Annotated in this window: 11 protein-coding genes; 6 read left to right on the top strand and 5 right to left on the bottom strand. The window is 71.6% G+C overall.

Going from position 1 to position 15,121, the window contains the following annotated elements; genetic code table 11:
• Positions 1–98 precede the first annotated feature (98 nt).
• Entirely contained in the window at positions 99–2,273 is a 2,175-nt protein-coding gene (locus EV279_RS06600; protein ID WP_133542066.1) for a TOMM precursor leader peptide-binding protein, read from the top strand.
• A gap of 2 nt (positions 2,274–2,275) precedes the next feature.
• Positions 2,276–3,076, top strand: a complete 801-nt coding sequence (locus EV279_RS06595) for a SagB/ThcOx family dehydrogenase (RefSeq protein ID WP_133542065.1) — start codon at positions 2,276–2,278, stop codon at positions 3,074–3,076.
• Between the two features lie 765 nt (positions 3,077–3,841).
• Here EV279_RS06595 and EV279_RS06590 read toward each other — a convergent pair.
• The 3 genes from EV279_RS06590 to EV279_RS06580 are packed head-to-tail and all read right to left on the bottom strand — an operon-like array spanning position 3,842 to position 6,411.
• Entirely contained in the window at positions 3,842–4,690 is an 849-nt protein-coding gene (locus EV279_RS06590; RefSeq protein WP_243728461.1) for an MBL fold metallo-hydrolase, read from the bottom strand.
• 28 nt (positions 4,691–4,718) lie between these two features.
• Positions 4,719–5,552 (bottom strand): alpha/beta hydrolase, encoded by an 834-nt coding sequence (locus tag EV279_RS06585; RefSeq protein ID WP_133542063.1) that lies wholly within the window; start codon positions 5,550–5,552, stop codon positions 4,719–4,721.
• Positions 5,553–5,586: 34 nt separating this feature from the next.
• Entirely contained in the window at positions 5,587–6,411 is an 825-nt protein-coding gene (locus tag EV279_RS06580; RefSeq protein ID WP_133542062.1) for an alpha/beta hydrolase, read from the bottom strand.
• A 55-nt stretch (positions 6,412–6,466) separates the two neighbouring features.
• Here EV279_RS06580 and EV279_RS06575 point away from each other — a divergent pair, with 55 nt between their 5' ends.
• The 4 genes from EV279_RS06575 to EV279_RS06560 all read left to right on the top strand — a co-directional run bounded on the left by EV279_RS06575 (position 6,467) and on the right by EV279_RS06560 (position 12,370).
• On the top strand, positions 6,467–9,277 hold the full coding sequence (locus tag EV279_RS06575; protein ID WP_166644476.1) for a LuxR family transcriptional regulator: 2,811 nt from the start codon (positions 6,467–6,469) through the stop codon (positions 9,275–9,277).
• 155 nt (positions 9,278–9,432) lie between these two features.
• Entirely contained in the window at positions 9,433–11,121 is a 1,689-nt protein-coding gene (locus EV279_RS06570) for a VWA domain-containing protein (protein WP_166644475.1), read from the top strand.
• Between the two features lie 137 nt (positions 11,122–11,258).
• A complete protein-coding gene (locus EV279_RS06565) occupies positions 11,259–11,723 on the top strand; it encodes a MarR family transcriptional regulator (protein WP_133542059.1) in 465 nt (154 codons plus the stop codon).
• A gap of 56 nt (positions 11,724–11,779) precedes the next feature.
• Positions 11,780–12,370 carry a hypothetical protein gene (locus tag EV279_RS06560; RefSeq protein WP_208109491.1) on the top strand — a complete coding sequence of 197 codons (591 nt, stop codon included), beginning with the start codon at positions 11,780–11,782 and terminating at the stop codon, positions 12,368–12,370.
• A 9-nt stretch (positions 12,371–12,379) separates the two neighbouring features.
• On the opposite strand, the gene dinB is transcribed toward EV279_RS06560, so the two are convergent.
• Together dinB and EV279_RS06550 are read right to left on the bottom strand one after the other, a co-directional pair.
• Positions 12,380–13,576, bottom strand: a complete 1,197-nt coding sequence (dinB, locus tag EV279_RS06555) for a DNA polymerase IV (RefSeq protein ID WP_133544687.1) — start codon at positions 13,574–13,576, stop codon at positions 12,380–12,382.
• Positions 13,577–13,670: 94 nt separating this feature from the next.
• Positions 13,671–15,119: a GH1 family beta-glucosidase gene (locus EV279_RS06550; protein ID WP_133542057.1), complete on the bottom strand. Its 1,449-nt coding sequence runs from the start codon at positions 15,117–15,119 to the stop codon at positions 13,671–13,673.
• Between the last annotated feature and the right edge of the window lie 2 nt (positions 15,120–15,121).

Below are 15,121 nucleotides of genomic sequence, written 5' to 3'. Positions count from 1 at the left end.
CAGTGGCAACGGGCGCTTCGTCGCGGCGTTTGACGCCCGCGGCCGGGCTGGAGGTCATCGATCAAGGGGACGAGCTGGTCCTCGCCAGTCCAGCGGGCATGATGCGTCTCGACGGGGGCGTCGCGACGGTGGTGCGGGAGCGGATGCTTCCCGCGCTCACCGTCGCTCCCGACCGGCATTCCCTCCTGAGGTCGCTCTCGGATCTGCCCTCGAGGGAGATCTCGCGCCTGCTCGACCGGCTCATCGACTCCGGGATGATCACGGAGAGCGGCACGGCTGAGGAGCCGGGCTGGCTGAATCTGCTCACGACGCACGCCGACACGCGCGAGGCTCTCGGTCGTCGGCTCGACGAGGTCGATCTGCTGGTGATCGGCGACGAGGGCGAGACCGCCGGTCTGCGGGAGCTCCAAGCCCAGGCGAGGATCCGCGTTCAGCGTATGTCGCCGCAAGACGCTCTCGCGGACGACCTGACAGCGGCGGTCGTCGACCGCGACCTGGTGATCTGCCTCGTGGACCCCGGCTGGGCCGCCCTGCGAGCCCGTCTCAACCGAGCCTGCCTGGACGCCGGGACGCCGGCCCTCTTCGTCTCGCTGGAGGGGTCGTTCGGATACGTCGGCCCTCTCGTCCTCCCGGGCGAGGGGCCCTGCTACATGTGCTGGCGGATGCGGGCGCTGGCGTGCGCCGACGACTTCGAGGTCGCGATGGCGCGCGAGGAGGCGCTCGACCGTGCACACGCGAGCCTGGGCCGACCACTGCTCCCCGGTCTCAGGGAGGCCGCATGGGCGATCGTCCTCCGGGAGACCCTCGCTCTCACGACCTCCGCCATGTCGCCGAAGCTGCCGGGCTCGGTGATGGTTCTGGACCAGCTGAACGGGACGACGGCGATGCACCCCGTCATCCCGCGCCCGGACTGCCCGGCCTGCCGAAAAAAAGCACCCACGCCGACGGATGACACCGACGAGTCCGCTGGCGAAACGGATTTCACCGCGATCGAAGCGCGCACGGTCAGCGACCTCTGCGGGCTCATCCGCTACCTCGACGTCGTTCCCAAACCCGTCGAAGAGCCGCGCCAGCCCTTCATCGTGCGCGCACAGCTCGCCAACGTGCTCTTCGGTCAGGGCGAAGACGCGTTCATCACGTGCTCGGGCAAGGGCCTCACAGTGGATGCCGCACGCAACGGTGCCATCGGGGAGGCGCTCGAGCGCTACGCTTCGCTGACCTGGTCGCCGGACCGGGTCGTCCGGGCCCGGCGGGCCGAGGTCGCCCAGCCGACTCTGGACCCGGAAGACCTCGTCCTGCATCGCCGGGCCGACGCGGAGCGCCTCGGATACGCACCCTACGGGCCGGACACCGTTCTGGACTGGGTGCCGGCGCGCTCGCTCGTGACCGGTGCGGAGGTATGGGTGCCGTTCCAGGCGGCGACGCTGACCGGCAGCCGGTGGCCGAGGCACGAGCTCCTGTTCGCGCCCACCTCGAACGGCTTCGCCGCCGGGCCCACGGTTCCCTTCGCCGCCGAGCGCGCGCTCCTGGAGGTGATCGAGCGGGATGCCTTCTGCATCGCGTGGGCGCACCGTCTGGCGACACGACCGTACGATGCCGCGACCATCCCCGACGCGGACGCCTCCGCCATCGCCGAGCTCTACCGCCGTCGCGGCGTCGACATCGAGGTTCATCTCCTGCCCACCGACGGGGCGGCGTACGTCGCGATGGCCGTCGGGTGGTGCGACGACTCCGAGCCGGCGGCGGTCGTGGGCCTCGGCAGCGCGCAGGATCCCCTCTCGGCCGCCCGCTCGGCCGTGCTGGAGGTCGGACAGGTTCGGCCGGCCCTGCGGGCACGATTGCAGGATCCGGCGACCCGCAGCCGGCGGGCGCAGCTCGTCGCCGACCCCGCGCTCGTCTCCGATCTCGAAGACCACGACCTCCTGTACTCCGACCCGGCGACGGCCGCGCGCGGGCTCGCGCATCTGCGCACCGCGGACCCCGCGCCCTGGGAAGACCTCCCGCCGCGCGGGGCGGGGCTGGCCGACCTGGTGGCATCCGTCGCGGCCGCCTCGGGAGACGTGCTGGTGATCGATGTCACGCCCGCCGATGTGGCCGCGCTCGGTGTGCGCGTCGTGCGCGGCATCCTCCCCGGATTCCAGCCGATCGATTTCGGCGCGGACCGCACCCGGACAGGCCATCCCCGCCTGTTCGCCGCTCCACACCGCTGGGGGCTGCGTGAGCGGGTCGCCGAGGCCGGTGACCTCAACCCGGACCCGCATCCTCTCGCCTGACCATGCTCGACTTCCTCTTCGCCCGCGACGCCCCCTCCGCCTGGACCTATCACCGCAGCACGGCACGATGGCTGTTCAACGCGGCCGGCGGCGGGGAGTCCCCGCCCTTCGTCCCCGGACGCGAGGACGGCTCCCTCCCCTGGGTCGCATTGCCGCCTCCTCGCCCGCTCGAGCTGTCGCTGGGGGCGGCGCTCGCGGCGCGGGTGTCCTGTCGACGCTTCCGCATCGACCCTCTGTCCACGGACGCGCTCAGCACGCTGCTGGGCGCGGCCTACGGGGTCCGGGCGCAGGACGACGCGCCTCTGCTGGATCGCCCCGCGCCGTCCGGAGGGGGCCTCTACCCGCTCGAACTGACGGTACTCGTCCGCTCGGTCGACCAGCTCGCGTCGGGGGTATACCACTACGTTCCCGCGCGGCACGGCCTCGAGCTCGTGCGCGCCGTCGACCTCCCGCCCGCCTTCGTGAGCTACCTCTTCATGGGCCAGCCCTGGGTGCCCGAAGCCGCCGTGCTCGGCGTGATCAGCTTCGTTCCCGACCGGAGCCTGCCGAAGTACGGCGACAGGGGATATCGGTACGCCCTTCTCGAGGCCGGGCACGTCATGCAGTCGCTGAATCTGGCGGCGGCGGCGCTGAACCTCGGCTGCGTCGATCTCGGCGGTTTCTACGACGATGAGCTGGCGGCGCTTTCCGGCATGGATGTCGAGCATGAAGTGCCGCTGTACTGCTGCGCGATCGGCATTCCGGACGCCGAACCCCGCGATCGCTCGGCCATGCGCGCGCTCGATCGCGGCACCACTCCCTGACCGGACCGCTTCCGGGGCTCTCGCGCGCACCCGCGCGTCTCACGCGTCACGGGGGATGTCGCGCGATCGGCGCGGACACGCTCGGACAGCCCGCGGAACATCCCCCGCGTCATGACATGGTCGGCCGGCGTGATGAGGGCTCGATACGCGCGATCGAGCCAGGCGGGCTGCACGATCCCGCGGTTGCGGATCAGCATCCGCGTTCCGGATCCATCCGGCTCGAGGCAGAACGTCCACACCCAGTCCAGCGCCGCCCCGAAGCGCGTGTCCCAACCCGGAGGAAGATGACTCCGCGAATGCAGTACCAGCACCCGAGGAGCATCGGCGCGCTCGACGACGAAGTGGGCCGTGCCCGGTGGGCCGTCGGGGATGACGTCGCCCTTCCTCAGCTCGCGGAGGAAGGCGGGCTCGAGCCGGTCGGCGCTCGGCAGATTGCCCGGGAACAGCATCCTGTCCACCCATCGCGGCGTGTACCAGCCTCCCCGGTGCCATCCCACCTGCGTGAGCCACGGCCACACGCGCTCGGGAGGGGCCGGGAGGTGGGCTGCGTGATTGGTGACGAACGACGGCCCATCGATCAGCTCGTCGCCGGGAAGGCGGCGCGCACGCTCGGACACCGTCGAACCTGAGACCTGTCCGAGCCGGTAGAGGACGGCGTAGGCTGCCGCCCCCGCCGCCAGCGCGGGCAGGATGCCTCGACGCGGCCATGCCCGCCTGCCCCGCATGTCCATGCGCTTCGCGCCTCCCGGATCATCCGCTCCGGTCTCAGCCTGACGCGTCGTCCGGCGCGCTGACGGGCCGTTGGTCCCCCCGCCCGTCGCGGCGCCGCGGCTCACCGACGTCGACCGGCGTCCCGTCCGGCAGCCAGCGGACCTTCGCGCGGACATCGGGCGGGGCGTTGTCCAGGGCGAGGCGCAGTCCCTCTTCGCCATCGCGGAAGTGCGACCAGCCGTCGTAGTGCGCCGGGACGGCGATCCGCGGCTGCAGATCGCCGATCAGCGTGACGACGTCGCGGCCCGTCATGGTGTACTCGAGCGGTCCGGTCGAGGCGAACCGGACCCCTCCCGCATTGATGATCGCGACATCGGCGCGTGTCCGACGAGCGAAGCGACGAAGCCTCCGGGTGAGGACGCTGTCACCGGTGACCCAGAGGTCGGCGCTCTCGCGCGACGCCCGCCGGACGGTGAAGCCGACGACCTCCCCGACGATCGCCCGGGTCAGCGAGGGCCCGTGCCGGGCGGGCGTCGCGGCGATCCGGATCGCCTCCTTGTCCGGTCCCTCCAGCAGCATCGACTCCCCAGCCCGCAGCCCGCGCGTCGTGGGCGACGACAGCCGACGTGCGCCGCTGCGCGTCGTGATGACGTGCGTCGCCGTCGGCAGGAGAGCGCGGCCCGCGTCGTCCAGGTTGTCGGAGTGGTGATCGTGACTGAGAAGGATCACGTCGGGCCGCCCGACCTCGTCCGCGGGCAGGGCGGGCCCCCTGGTCTTGACGCTCGAGGTGCCGAGCCCGAACGAGTACCGCCGGCCGGCCTCATCGAAGGTCGGGTCGATCAGGAGGCGCCAGCCTCCCAGTTCGACAAGGACGGTGGGGCCTCCGATGCGTGTGAGGCGCACGGCGAGCTCCTGCGGGTTCCCGCGGAGCCTAGGCGTCGGTGGGCGCCGTCGTGCGACGAGCGTGCGCCAGCGCCCACTCCAGGGCATAGTCGGCGACCGCCTCCCACCCGGGCTCGCCGCAGGTCCAATGACCCCTGCCCTCGAACTCGTGGTACTCGGTGAGCGCGGGCGATTTCGCCCAGTGCTTCGCGTTCGACTTGTTGACGGCGGGCGGCATGATGTGGTCGACACCGCCCCCGACGAACAGCAGCGGAGCGCGGTCGGCGGAGTAGTCCACCCACGTCTCCTGATGACCGGGCTGGAAGTTCGCGAGCAACCCGTACGCCCAGACCCAGTTGCCGGGGGCGGGGATCGCGTAGCGGTCCCATGCGGCATCCGATTCCTCGCGGGTGAGCGCGTTGGCGAAGGCGTAGTGCCACTCGTCCTTCGTGAAGCCGACAGCGCGGTGGATGTTCGCGGGGTTCTTCAGGGCGGGGAACAGCGAGCGCGCCTGAGACAGCGGTGTGACGCGGACCCCCTCCGTCGGCGCCGAGTTGATCGCCACCCCTGCGGCCCCGAGTCCCCGCGCGAGAAGGAGCTGGGTGAGGGTCCCGCCGAAAGAGTGACCCATGATGATCGGGCGTGCCGGGAGCGCCTCGATGACGCCCGCGAGGTGCTCGACGGTTTCGGGAACGGTCAGCTTCGCGATGAGATCGGGATTCTCGCGGAGCGCCTCGACCTCGATCTCGAACCCGGGGTAGGGCGGAGTGACGACGGTGAAGCCCTTCGCTTCGTAGTGCGTCTTCCAGTGCTCCCAGCTTCGAGGTGTCACCCAGAGGCCGTGGACGAGGACGATGGTGTCGGGCGCGGGGTCTGTGCTCATCGGAGGTTTCCTTTCGGGTGGTGCTGCGGGTGGGTCAGGACTGGATGAAGCGGAGGATGTCGCGGTGCAGCCGATCGCGCTCGGTGTCGGGCAGCCCGTGCGCTGCGCCCTCGTAGACGAGGAGCTCGGCATCCCGGATCCCCGCGGCCGAGAGCTTGCCGCTGATCTCGAACGGGACGATCTGATCGTCGTCGCCGTGGATCACGAGGGTCGGCACATCGACCTTCTCGAGGTCGGGCCTGAAGTCCGTCTCGGAGAAGGCGGCGATGCACTCGTAGGCGTTCCGGGTGCCCGACGCCAGTCCTTGGAGCCAGAAGGCGTCGCGCGTGCCCTGAGGGACCTCGCCGGTGCGGTTGTTGCCGAAGAAAGGTCCGTCGGCGAGATCCCGGTACAGCTGGGAGCGGCCGGCGGCCTCGCCCGCGCGGATGCCGTCGAAGACGTCGATCGGAAGACCCCCGGGGTTGTCCTCCCGTCGCACCATGAGCGGCGGAACGGCGGATACGAGGACGAGCCGGGCGACCCGCGTCGAGCCGTGCCGGGCCAGGTAGTGCAGCACCTCCCCGCCTCCGGTCGAATGGCCGATGAGGGTCAGATTCTGCAGATCGAGGTGGTCGATGAGGCAGGCGAGGTCGTCGGCGTAGGTATCCATCTCGTTGCCGTTCCACGTCTGGGTCGACTTGCCGTGGCCGCGTCGGTCGTGCGCGACGGCGCGGTGACCCCGCTCGGCGAGGAACAGCGCGGTCGCCTCCCACGCGTCGGAGTTGAGCGGCCAGCCGTGGCTCAGAAGGACGGGCGCCTCATCGCCACCCCAGTCCTTGTAGAAGATCTCCGCGCCGTCGTCTGTCGTCACATAGGGCATGACGTCCTCCATCCGTTGCTGTCAGCGTGGCCGATCTCCGCGGCACGCGAACCACGTGGAGCACGTAGTCCTTCCGCACCGTCGGCCGGCCGATCCCCCGGACTTCCGGGCGGCGTGCGCGCGCCGCTACTCTGACTCCATCGACGGGGGATGGCGCCTGCTGGGACGCGCGGCCGAGTCGGAGAGACTCCGCGCGCTGCTGACGGGCGTCCGGAACCGGTCCGGCGGCGCCCTGCTCGTCGCGGGGGAACCGGGCATCGGGAAGACGTCGCTGGTGGAGGCGGCGCTCCACGATCACGCGCACGCCCTGCGGGTGCTTGCCGTCCAGGGGGTCGAAGTGGAGTCCGGCATCGCCTTCGGCGCCCTCCAGCGTCTCGGCGGCCCGCTCATCGAGTTCGTGTCCGGCCTCCCGCCGGCTCAGCGCGCGGCACTGCGGATAGCGGCCGGAGTGGACGAGGGGCCGCCACCGCAGCCACCGCTCGTCGGTCTGGGCTTCCTCTCGCTCCTGGCACGAGCAGGTGCGGATCGGGCGACCGTGTGCGTCATCGACGACGCTCAGTACGTGGATGCCGAGTCCCTCTTCGTCCTCGGTTTCGTCGCCCGTCGCCTCTCCGCCGAGCGCGTCGGCCTGCTGGTGGCGGCGCGAACCGACGAAGGGGTGGAGGCGGCTCTGGCGGGAGTGCCGCGGATGGAGCTCGGCGGGCTGGACACGGAAGCCGGGTCGGCGCTGCTGCAGAGCGGCGTGCGTGGCCTCGTGGATCCGACCGTGGCAGCAGAATACGTCCGGTACACCGCGGGCAACCCGCTCGCACTGCGGGAGCTCGCGACCGAGCTCTCGGCCGATGAGCTGACGTCCACCGCGATCGCGCACTCACCGGTGCCCATCGGGGGTCGGCTGGAGATGATCTACAGCCACCGGATGTCCGAGCTGTCCGCGCCGAGCAGACTGTGGCTGCTCGTCGCCGCGGCGGAGTCCAGCGGCGACCCGGCCGCCGTCGAAGCGTCGGCTCGCGCGCTCGGGGTGCCGCCCGGCGCCTCGGCGGCCGCCGAGCGCATCGACTTCGTCGCGGTCCGCGAGACGGTCCGGTTCCGGCATCCCCTCATCCGGTCTGCGGTCTACGGCGCTGCCACCGACGCGGATCGACGACGCGTGCATCAGGCCCTCGGAGACCATGCCCTGAGCCGGGGACAGCTCGACATCGCCGCCCATCACGCCGCGGCGGCGGTGCGCGGGCCGGACGCCGCCGTGGCCGCTCAGCTCGGCGCGGCCGCTGACGCCGCAGGCGCGCGGGGAGGCATGCTCTCGCGAGCGCACCTCCTCGCCCGTGCGGCAGAGCTCTCGCCCGACTCCGCCGCAGGCAGCGAACGATCTGTGGCTGCGGCGGAGTCGGCGCTGAGTGCCGGAGCCGCCCGGCTGGCTCTGCAGCTCCTCGCGCGCGCGGAGGAGAGCGCGCTGGACGACATCGGGCAGGCGCGCCGATTGATCGTCGAGGCGATGGCCGGACTGTTCCTGTCCGAGCCGGAAGGGCTGCGCGCGGGGATGGCGAAGCTCATCGCCGCGGCCGACCTCGTGGGTGACGAGGCACCCGAGCTCCGCATGCAGGCGCTGCTGCTCGCGCTGAACTCCGCCACCGTGACAGAGGAGCAGGCGGTGGGGGCGACGGTCCGCGAGCTCGGTCTCCGGATGCGGGCCGCCTCCGACGGCGAGGACATCACGGCTGTCGTCCTGCGAGCCGCCAGCTCGTTCATCCTCGATGACTACGCCGCTGCCGCGCCGGTGCTTCGCCGTGCCGTCGAGGCATTGCGGGCGGAGTCGGGTTCGAGCCTCACGTCGCTCGCGTTCTTCGTCACGGTCCCCTGCGTCGCCTTGTGGGACTGGGATGCCGCAGCGGACCTCCTTCGACGATCCGCGGAGACCGGGCGGGCGACGGGGGCGCTCCGGGATGTCGACGCGTGCCTCTGGATCCTCAGCGCCGTCGAACTGAGCAGGGTGCATCCGAAGGCGGCCGCCGATCACCTCGCCCAGTCCGCCGAGCTCCGGCGTGCGCTCGGATTCGGTGACGAGCAGGCGGTCAACGCGGCGATGCTGGCGTGGGAGGGCACGCCGTCGGCGGTCGTCGAGCAGATCGCCCACGCCGTTCACGAGGCGGGCTGGGGCGGAATCTCGCGCATGGCGGCCGGCGCGATCGCGATCAACGAGATCGCAGCCGGTTCGTACGAATCCGCGTTCGAGAGGCTGACCCCGCTCGTGCGGCGCCCGTTCCTGCAGGCGAGCTTCCATCACCTCCCCGAATACGTCGAGGCCGCGGTACGCAGCGGCAACCGCGCCGCTGCGCAGTGGGCGCTCGCGCAGATCGAGTCGTACGCCGATGCCAGCGGATCGGCCGTGGCGCGAGGACTGTTCCTGAGGTCACTCGCCCTCCTCTCCGACGACGCGGATGCCGAGGAGCACTTCCTGGCGGCGATCGAGCGGTTTCCGGACAGCCATCTCGGCGACCGAGCACGCGCGCGGCTCCTCTATGGCGAGTGGCTCCGCCGCGTGCGGCGGCGAGCCGACGCTCACGCGCAGCTCTCCCTCGCGTTCCGTGCCTTCTCTACCGTCGGGGCATCCACGTTCGCCGAGCGCGCGCGGCGGGAGATCCTCGCCGCGGGAGGTTCGGTCAGCAGCCATTCGACGCCCATGGATCCTCTGACGAGCCAGGAGAGGCAGGTGGCGCTGCTCGCGGCGCGAGGTGCCACCAACGCGGAGATCGCGGCCACCATGTTCATCAGCCCGAACACGGTCGACTACCACTTGCGCAAGGTCTTCCGGAAACTGGAGATCAGCTCGCGACGGCAGCTGAGCGACCGGTTCGGCGACGGTTGACCCGCGAGGCGGATGGCTTTCCTCGCCGCGATCGCCCCGCCCACCCGGTCGCCTATACTCCACTGGAGTATCCCCCACCGTACGATGCCGTACTCGAAGGTGCGACGTCGTCTCCCCCCACGCGGGCCCCGAACCCGCCGTCCATCGGAGTGCACGTGGTCCGAACGCAGCCGCACGCGCCCGCTCGCCGCAGCGCCCCGACGCGGGCCGAGGCACGTGCCGCGCAGCAGCGGCGACGTTCCGTGATCCTCATCGCGGTCATCGCGGTTCTCGTGGTGGCGCTGACCGCGGTGCTCGGCACGGTCATCGTGCGCGGAGCCGGCGAGGCCGAACAAGCGTCTGCCTCGACGGGTGGATGCCTGCCCTCGAGCCTGCGCATCACCGCCGACCCGGACGTCTCGGCGGCGATCGGAGCGGTCGTCGCCGATCTCACGGGGTCTCGCACCGACTGCCCCAAGGTGACGATCCGGGCCGAAGAGAGCTCGGTGACGGCGACGACGCTCGCATCGGGCGCGGCGGCGGACTTCGACGTCTGGGTGCCGGACTCGGGCATGTGGCCGGCACGCGCGAAGGGGCAGGCGGAGCTGACGGGCACGACCGCGGCCGACCTGGTGGTCGGCGACGTCGTGGCGACCACCCCGGTGGTGTTCGCGGCGACGGGGGCCACGGCCCAGGCGCTGGTGGCCGAGGGGGCCGGCTTCGCGACCCTCGCCGGACGCGGCGTCGCGGCCGTGCTGCCTGATCCCGCGACCGTCGCAGCCAGTTCGGCGGCGCTGCTCGCCCTGCAGAACGCCGTCGCCGGGGATGCGCGCGCCTTCACGGGCCTCGTGCTCGGTCTCGACACCGGCGTCGTCGCCACCGCCTCCGACGCTCTCACCGCGGCTGCCGCCGCGGCGACGCCGACCGTCGCCGTCACGACGGAACAGGCGCTGCTGGAGTACGCAGCCGATGCACGGACCCCGCTCGTGCCCGTCTACCCGGCGGATTTCACCCCTGCGATCGACATCCCGGTCGTCACGCTCGCCGAAGCCTCGGACGAGACGACGTCGGCCGCGGAGGTCCTCGCGAGGGCCGTCGGCGAGGCGACCGACCATCTCGAGGAGCACGGGCTCCGCGACGCGGCGGGGAACGTCAGCGACTCGGCCGCACGCGGGACCGCCGCACCGGAAGTCAGCGACAGCGCCAACCAGGCGGAGGTGCTGCGCACCTGGCAGGTGCTCACCGCGCCGTCGCGGATGCTGTCGCTCAACGACGTGTCGGGCTCGATGCTGCAGCCGGTGACGACCGACATGCGGCGGATCGACCTCTTCGAGCAGGCTGCGGTCCGGGCGATCGACTCGCTCTCGGCCGAGTCGTCGCTGGCAACCTGGGTGTTCTCGAGCCGTCGCATCGGCGGGCAGGACTGGCAGGAGATCGTGCCGTTCGGACCGCTCGGCGACGCCGCGCACAAGCAGCGGACGATCGACACGGCCAACGGCCTCGACGCCTTCGTCGGCGGCGGCACCGGCCTCTACGACAGTGTGCTGGCAGCGGTCCAGTACATGCGCGAGACGTACGTGCCCGGCCAGATCAACCTCGTTCTTCTCAACACCGACGGCGTGAACGAGGATGACGAAGGGCTCGACCTCCCGGGGTTGATCAGCGAGCTCGAGCGACTGCGCGACCCGGCCAAGCCGGTCGCGGTGATCGCGATCGGGTACGGGCCGGACACCGACCAGGCCGCCCTGGAGCAGATCGCTGCGGCGACCGACGGAGCTGCCTACCAGGCGTTCCAGCCGACCGACATCAGCACCGTGTTGATCGACGCGGTCACCCAGCGCGGGTGCCGCCCGAACTGCGGCTAGCTCCAGCGGTTCTGCCGTCCGGGTCTCGGACGATCCCACGTCCCCGGGCGCGCGCCTGTCGAGCGCGGGCGGGATGCTGCGCTTCCACGACCGAACCGAAGTTATGTAGGTGTGTAATAGTGAGGTAATGTAACGATATGGAACTCACGATCCTCGACCGTCTCCTCTTCATCGGATCGCTGTTCGATCGCGACATGAACCGAGCGTTCGAGGGGACCGACCTGACGCCCGCTCGCATGCGCGCGCTGTGGGTGGTGCACCACTCGGGTGCGATGACGCAGCAGGAGCTCGCCCGCGGGCTCGACATCACGCCGCGGAGCGTCACGGCTCTCGTGGATGCGCTGGAGGCCGCGGGGTATCTCGAGAGGGCGCCTCACCCGACCGACCGGCGCGCGCTCCTCGTCTCTCTCACGCGCGAGGGTGCGCGGCTCATGGAGCGGACGGTGGCGGAGCACGCCGAGCTGAGCGCGACCCTCCTCGACGCGGTCGCGCCGGACGACCGCGCCGCCGTCGAGCGCGGCGTCGAGGCGATGGCGGATCGCCTGTCGCAGCTCGTCGCGGAAGCGGAGGTCGCAGCATCCACGGATCGGGCTGGATCGTGACGCGCGTGGATGCACCGCCGCGCCGAGCAGCACGGCTGGGGAGGACCCTCGTCCGCGTGGTCCTCCTCGAGCTGCGCATCTACGCCAACATCGCGCGCGCCCTCTTCCGCCGGCCGGCGATCCCCGTCGGCGCCCGGGGATTCCGCTACCACCGCCCGGTGCTGACGATCCTCATCGTCTTCATCGCCCTGTCGGCGATCGAGATCCCGATCATCGACCTCATCGTCCACCGCTGGCCCGTCCCCCGCGTCGTCCTGCTGGTGCTCGGCATCTGGGGCGTCACGTGGATGATCGGGCTGCTCTGCGCGTACCTCATGCGCCCGCACACCGTAGGGCCGGAGGGGATCAGGGTGCGCGAGGGGCTGGAGATCGACATCCCCCTCGGCTGGGACGACATCGCGGCGGTGTCCCGCGGATCCCGCGTCGACCAGCCGAAGTCGCCGCGCTTCGTCGACAGCGACGGCGGAAGGATGCTGCTTCTGCGCATCCAGGACGAGACGAACGTGGAGATCGCCCTCGAGCGGCCGACCCCGGTGCGGCTCCCGGGGCATCCGCCCAAGGGCGGCGTCCAGGTGGTCACCGCGATCCGCCTCTGGGTGGACGACGTCGACGGGTTCATGGCGGCCGTGCGCGACCACATCCCCTGATCCGCACCTTCACTCGTGCTCGGGCAGGAGGGGCGTCGACCAGCCGGGGTCCCGGCCGAGCTGGGCCGCGCGCGCCACGGACGTCGCGCCGAAGCGGTCCCGCACAGCGTCGAGCACCGAGTCCAGGCGCGCGCCGTCGTCCCAATCGATGGGCAGCTCGGGCGGTACGCCGTCGGCGCTGCCGAGTTGCGAGAGCGAGACGCCGAGAAGCGTGATGCCGCGCGCCTCGATCTCGGGCATCGCTGCTGCGAGCAGCCCCTGCGCGACGGCGAGCACCACGGCGGTGCGTTCCGTCGGGGCACGGAGGGTGCGCGAGCGCGTGGCCTTCGTGAAGTCGCCGAAGCGCAGGCGCAGCACGATCGTGCGGCACACGCGATCGCGGTCGCGAAGGCGGCGGGTCAGCCGGTCGACGATCTGCGTGAGGATGAGGTCGAGCTCCTCGGGCGAGCGCGGGCGGCTGCCGAGCGCGCGCTGCGAGCCGATCGATCCGCGGCGGCGCGTGCTGTCCACCGGGCGTGGGTCGCGCAGCCGGGCGAGCGCATGCAGGTGGGCACCCGTCGCCTTGCCAAGCAGCCGCTCGGCGGTCGCCGCTTCCAGCTCGGCCAATTCGCCGACGGTGTGGATGCCGAGACCGTGCAGCTTCTGGGCCGTCACCGCCCCGACCCCCCACAGTCGCTCGACGGGCAGCGGCAGGAGGAACTCGTGCTCTCGGTCGGGATCGACCACGAGCAGCCCGTCGGGCTTGCTGACGGCGCTGGCCACCTTCGCCAGGAACTTCGTCCGCGCGACGCCGACCGAGATCGCCAGGCCGACCTCGGTGCGCACCCGTTCGCGAAGCCGCACCGCGACCTGCTCCGGCGTGCCGGCGATGCGGCGCAGACCGCCCACCTCGAGGAACGCCTCGTCGATCGAGATGCCCTCGACGAGGGGTGTGGTGTCGCGGAAGATCGCGAACACGTCGCGACTCGCCGCCGAGTAGGCCTCCATCCGAGGCGGCACCACGACGGCGTCGGGACACAGGTCTCGCGCCTGCCGCCCGCCCATCGCGGTGCGCACCCCGCGGGCCTTCGCCTCGTAGCTCGCGGCCAGCACCACTCCCCCGCCGACGATGACGGGGCGCCCCCTGAGGTGCGGCGCGTCGCGCTGCTCGACGGAGGCGTAGAACGCGTCGAGATCCGCGTGCAGAACGGTGGCCTCGCCCCGCATCCCCGCCTCCCGCCGACGATCCCTCCCGCGGATCGTCGCACGCACCGGGGACATCGTCGCCCGGCCCGCGGCCTCCGCACACGCCGCCCGAGCGTCAGCGGCCGGGCGGGATGGTGTGCTCACGTACGAGGTCGGCGTACCACCTCCCCGAGTCCTTGACCGTCCGCTCCAGGGTGTCGAAGTCGACCCGGACGATGCCGAACCGCTTGGCGTAGCCGTACCCCCACTCGAAGTTGTCGAGGAGCGACCACACGAAGTAGCCCCGCAGATCGACGCCGCGTGACAGCGCCCGGTGCGCGGCGGTGAAGTGGCGTCGCAGGTAGTCCAGGCGCTCGGCATCCTGCACCGAGCCGTCGGGCGAGACGACGTCGTCGAAGGCGGCACCGTTCTCGGTGATCATGAGCGGCTGCCCGGGGAACTGCTCCGACAGCGTCACGAGCAGCTCCTCGAGTCCCTCGGGTGCGATGTTCCAGCCCATCGCCGTGTAGGGCCCCGGCTGCTCGACGAACTCGACGACCTGGTCGCTCCCCGGCCAGGCCGTTCCGCCGGCGGCCCCCTTGTGGCCGTCGTTCGTCTGCTTGGGCGACACGCCGTCCCACAGCCGCACGGTCGCGGTCGAGTAGTAGTTCACGCCCAGCACGTCGATGGGCTGGGAGATCGTCGCGAGGTCACCGTCCTGGACGAACGACCAGTCGGTGACGGATGCCGTGTCCTCGACCAGATCCGCCGGGTACTCGCCCCGCAGCATCGGACCCGTGAAGGCGCGGTTCGCGAGGGCGTCGATCCGGCGCACCGCGTCGGCCGCGCCGTCCCCGACCCCACGCAGGACGTGGAAGTTGAGCGTGACGGAGTACTCGGGCGACCCCGCCGACGTCGCGCGCAGTGCCTGCACCGCCCGGCCGTGCGCGAGGTTGAGGTGGTGGACCGCGGCGAGAGCGGCCGCCGGCTCGTGGCGGCCGGGGGCGTGTCCGCCCTGGCCGTAGCCGAGGTAGGCGGAGCACCACGGCTCGTTGAGGGTCGTCCAGGTGTGGATGCGGTCCCCGAGGGCGGCGCCCACGATCGAGGCGTACTCCTCGAACGCGTCGGCGGTGGCGCGGGCCGGCCAGCCACCGGCATCCTCCAGCGGCTGCGGAAGATCCCAGTGGTACAGCGTCGCGACGGGCTTGATGCCGCGCTCGAGCAGGCCGTCGACAAGGCGGGAGTAGAAGTCGATGCCCTTGCGGTTCGCCCGTCCCGTCCCGGTCGGCTGGATGCGCGGCCAGGCGATCGAGAAGCGATACGCGTCCAGCCCGAGGCGCTTCATCAGGTCGAGGTCGCTCTCCCATCGGTGGTAATGGTCGCACGCGACATCGCCCGTGTCGCCGTTCCAGACCTTGCCGGGCGTCTTGGAGAACGTGTCCCAGATGGACGGACCGCGGCCGTCCTCGTCGAATGCCCCCTCGACCTGATAGGAGGCGGTGGCCGAGCCGAACGTGAAGCCCGGCGGGAAGACGAGGCCGGAATCGCGGTAGTCGGGGTTTCCCCGTGTCGTGGGTTCGGTCACGG

It is taken from the genome of Microbacterium sp. BK668, from assembly GCF_004362195.1.
In the GTDB taxonomy this organism is placed as follows: Bacteria; Actinomycetota; Actinomycetes; order Actinomycetales; family Microbacteriaceae; genus Microbacterium.
The sequence above is the reverse complement of the archived record's forward strand: the minus strand, read 5'-3'. Positions and strand labels throughout refer to the sequence as shown.

Coding starts and splice junctions, on each gene's coding strand:
- EV279_RS06600 (WP_133542066.1), top strand. CDS start 99: ATGATGCGTCTCGACGGGGGCGTCGCGACGGTGGTGCGGGAGCGGATG.
- EV279_RS06595 (WP_133542065.1), top strand. CDS start 2,276: ATGCTCGACTTCCTCTTCGCCCGCGACGCCCCCTCCGCCTGGACCTAT.
- EV279_RS06585 (WP_133542063.1), bottom strand. CDS start 5,552: ATGAGCACAGACCCCGCGCCCGACACCATCGTCCTCGTCCACGGCCTC.
- EV279_RS06580 (WP_133542062.1), bottom strand. CDS start 6,411: ATGCCCTATGTGACGACAGACGACGGCGCGGAGATCTTCTACAAGGAC.
- EV279_RS06565 (WP_133542059.1), top strand. CDS start 11,259: ATGGAACTCACGATCCTCGACCGTCTCCTCTTCATCGGATCGCTGTTC.
- dinB (WP_133544687.1), bottom strand. CDS start 13,576: ATGCGGGGCGAGGCCACCGTTCTGCACGCGGATCTCGACGCGTTCTAC.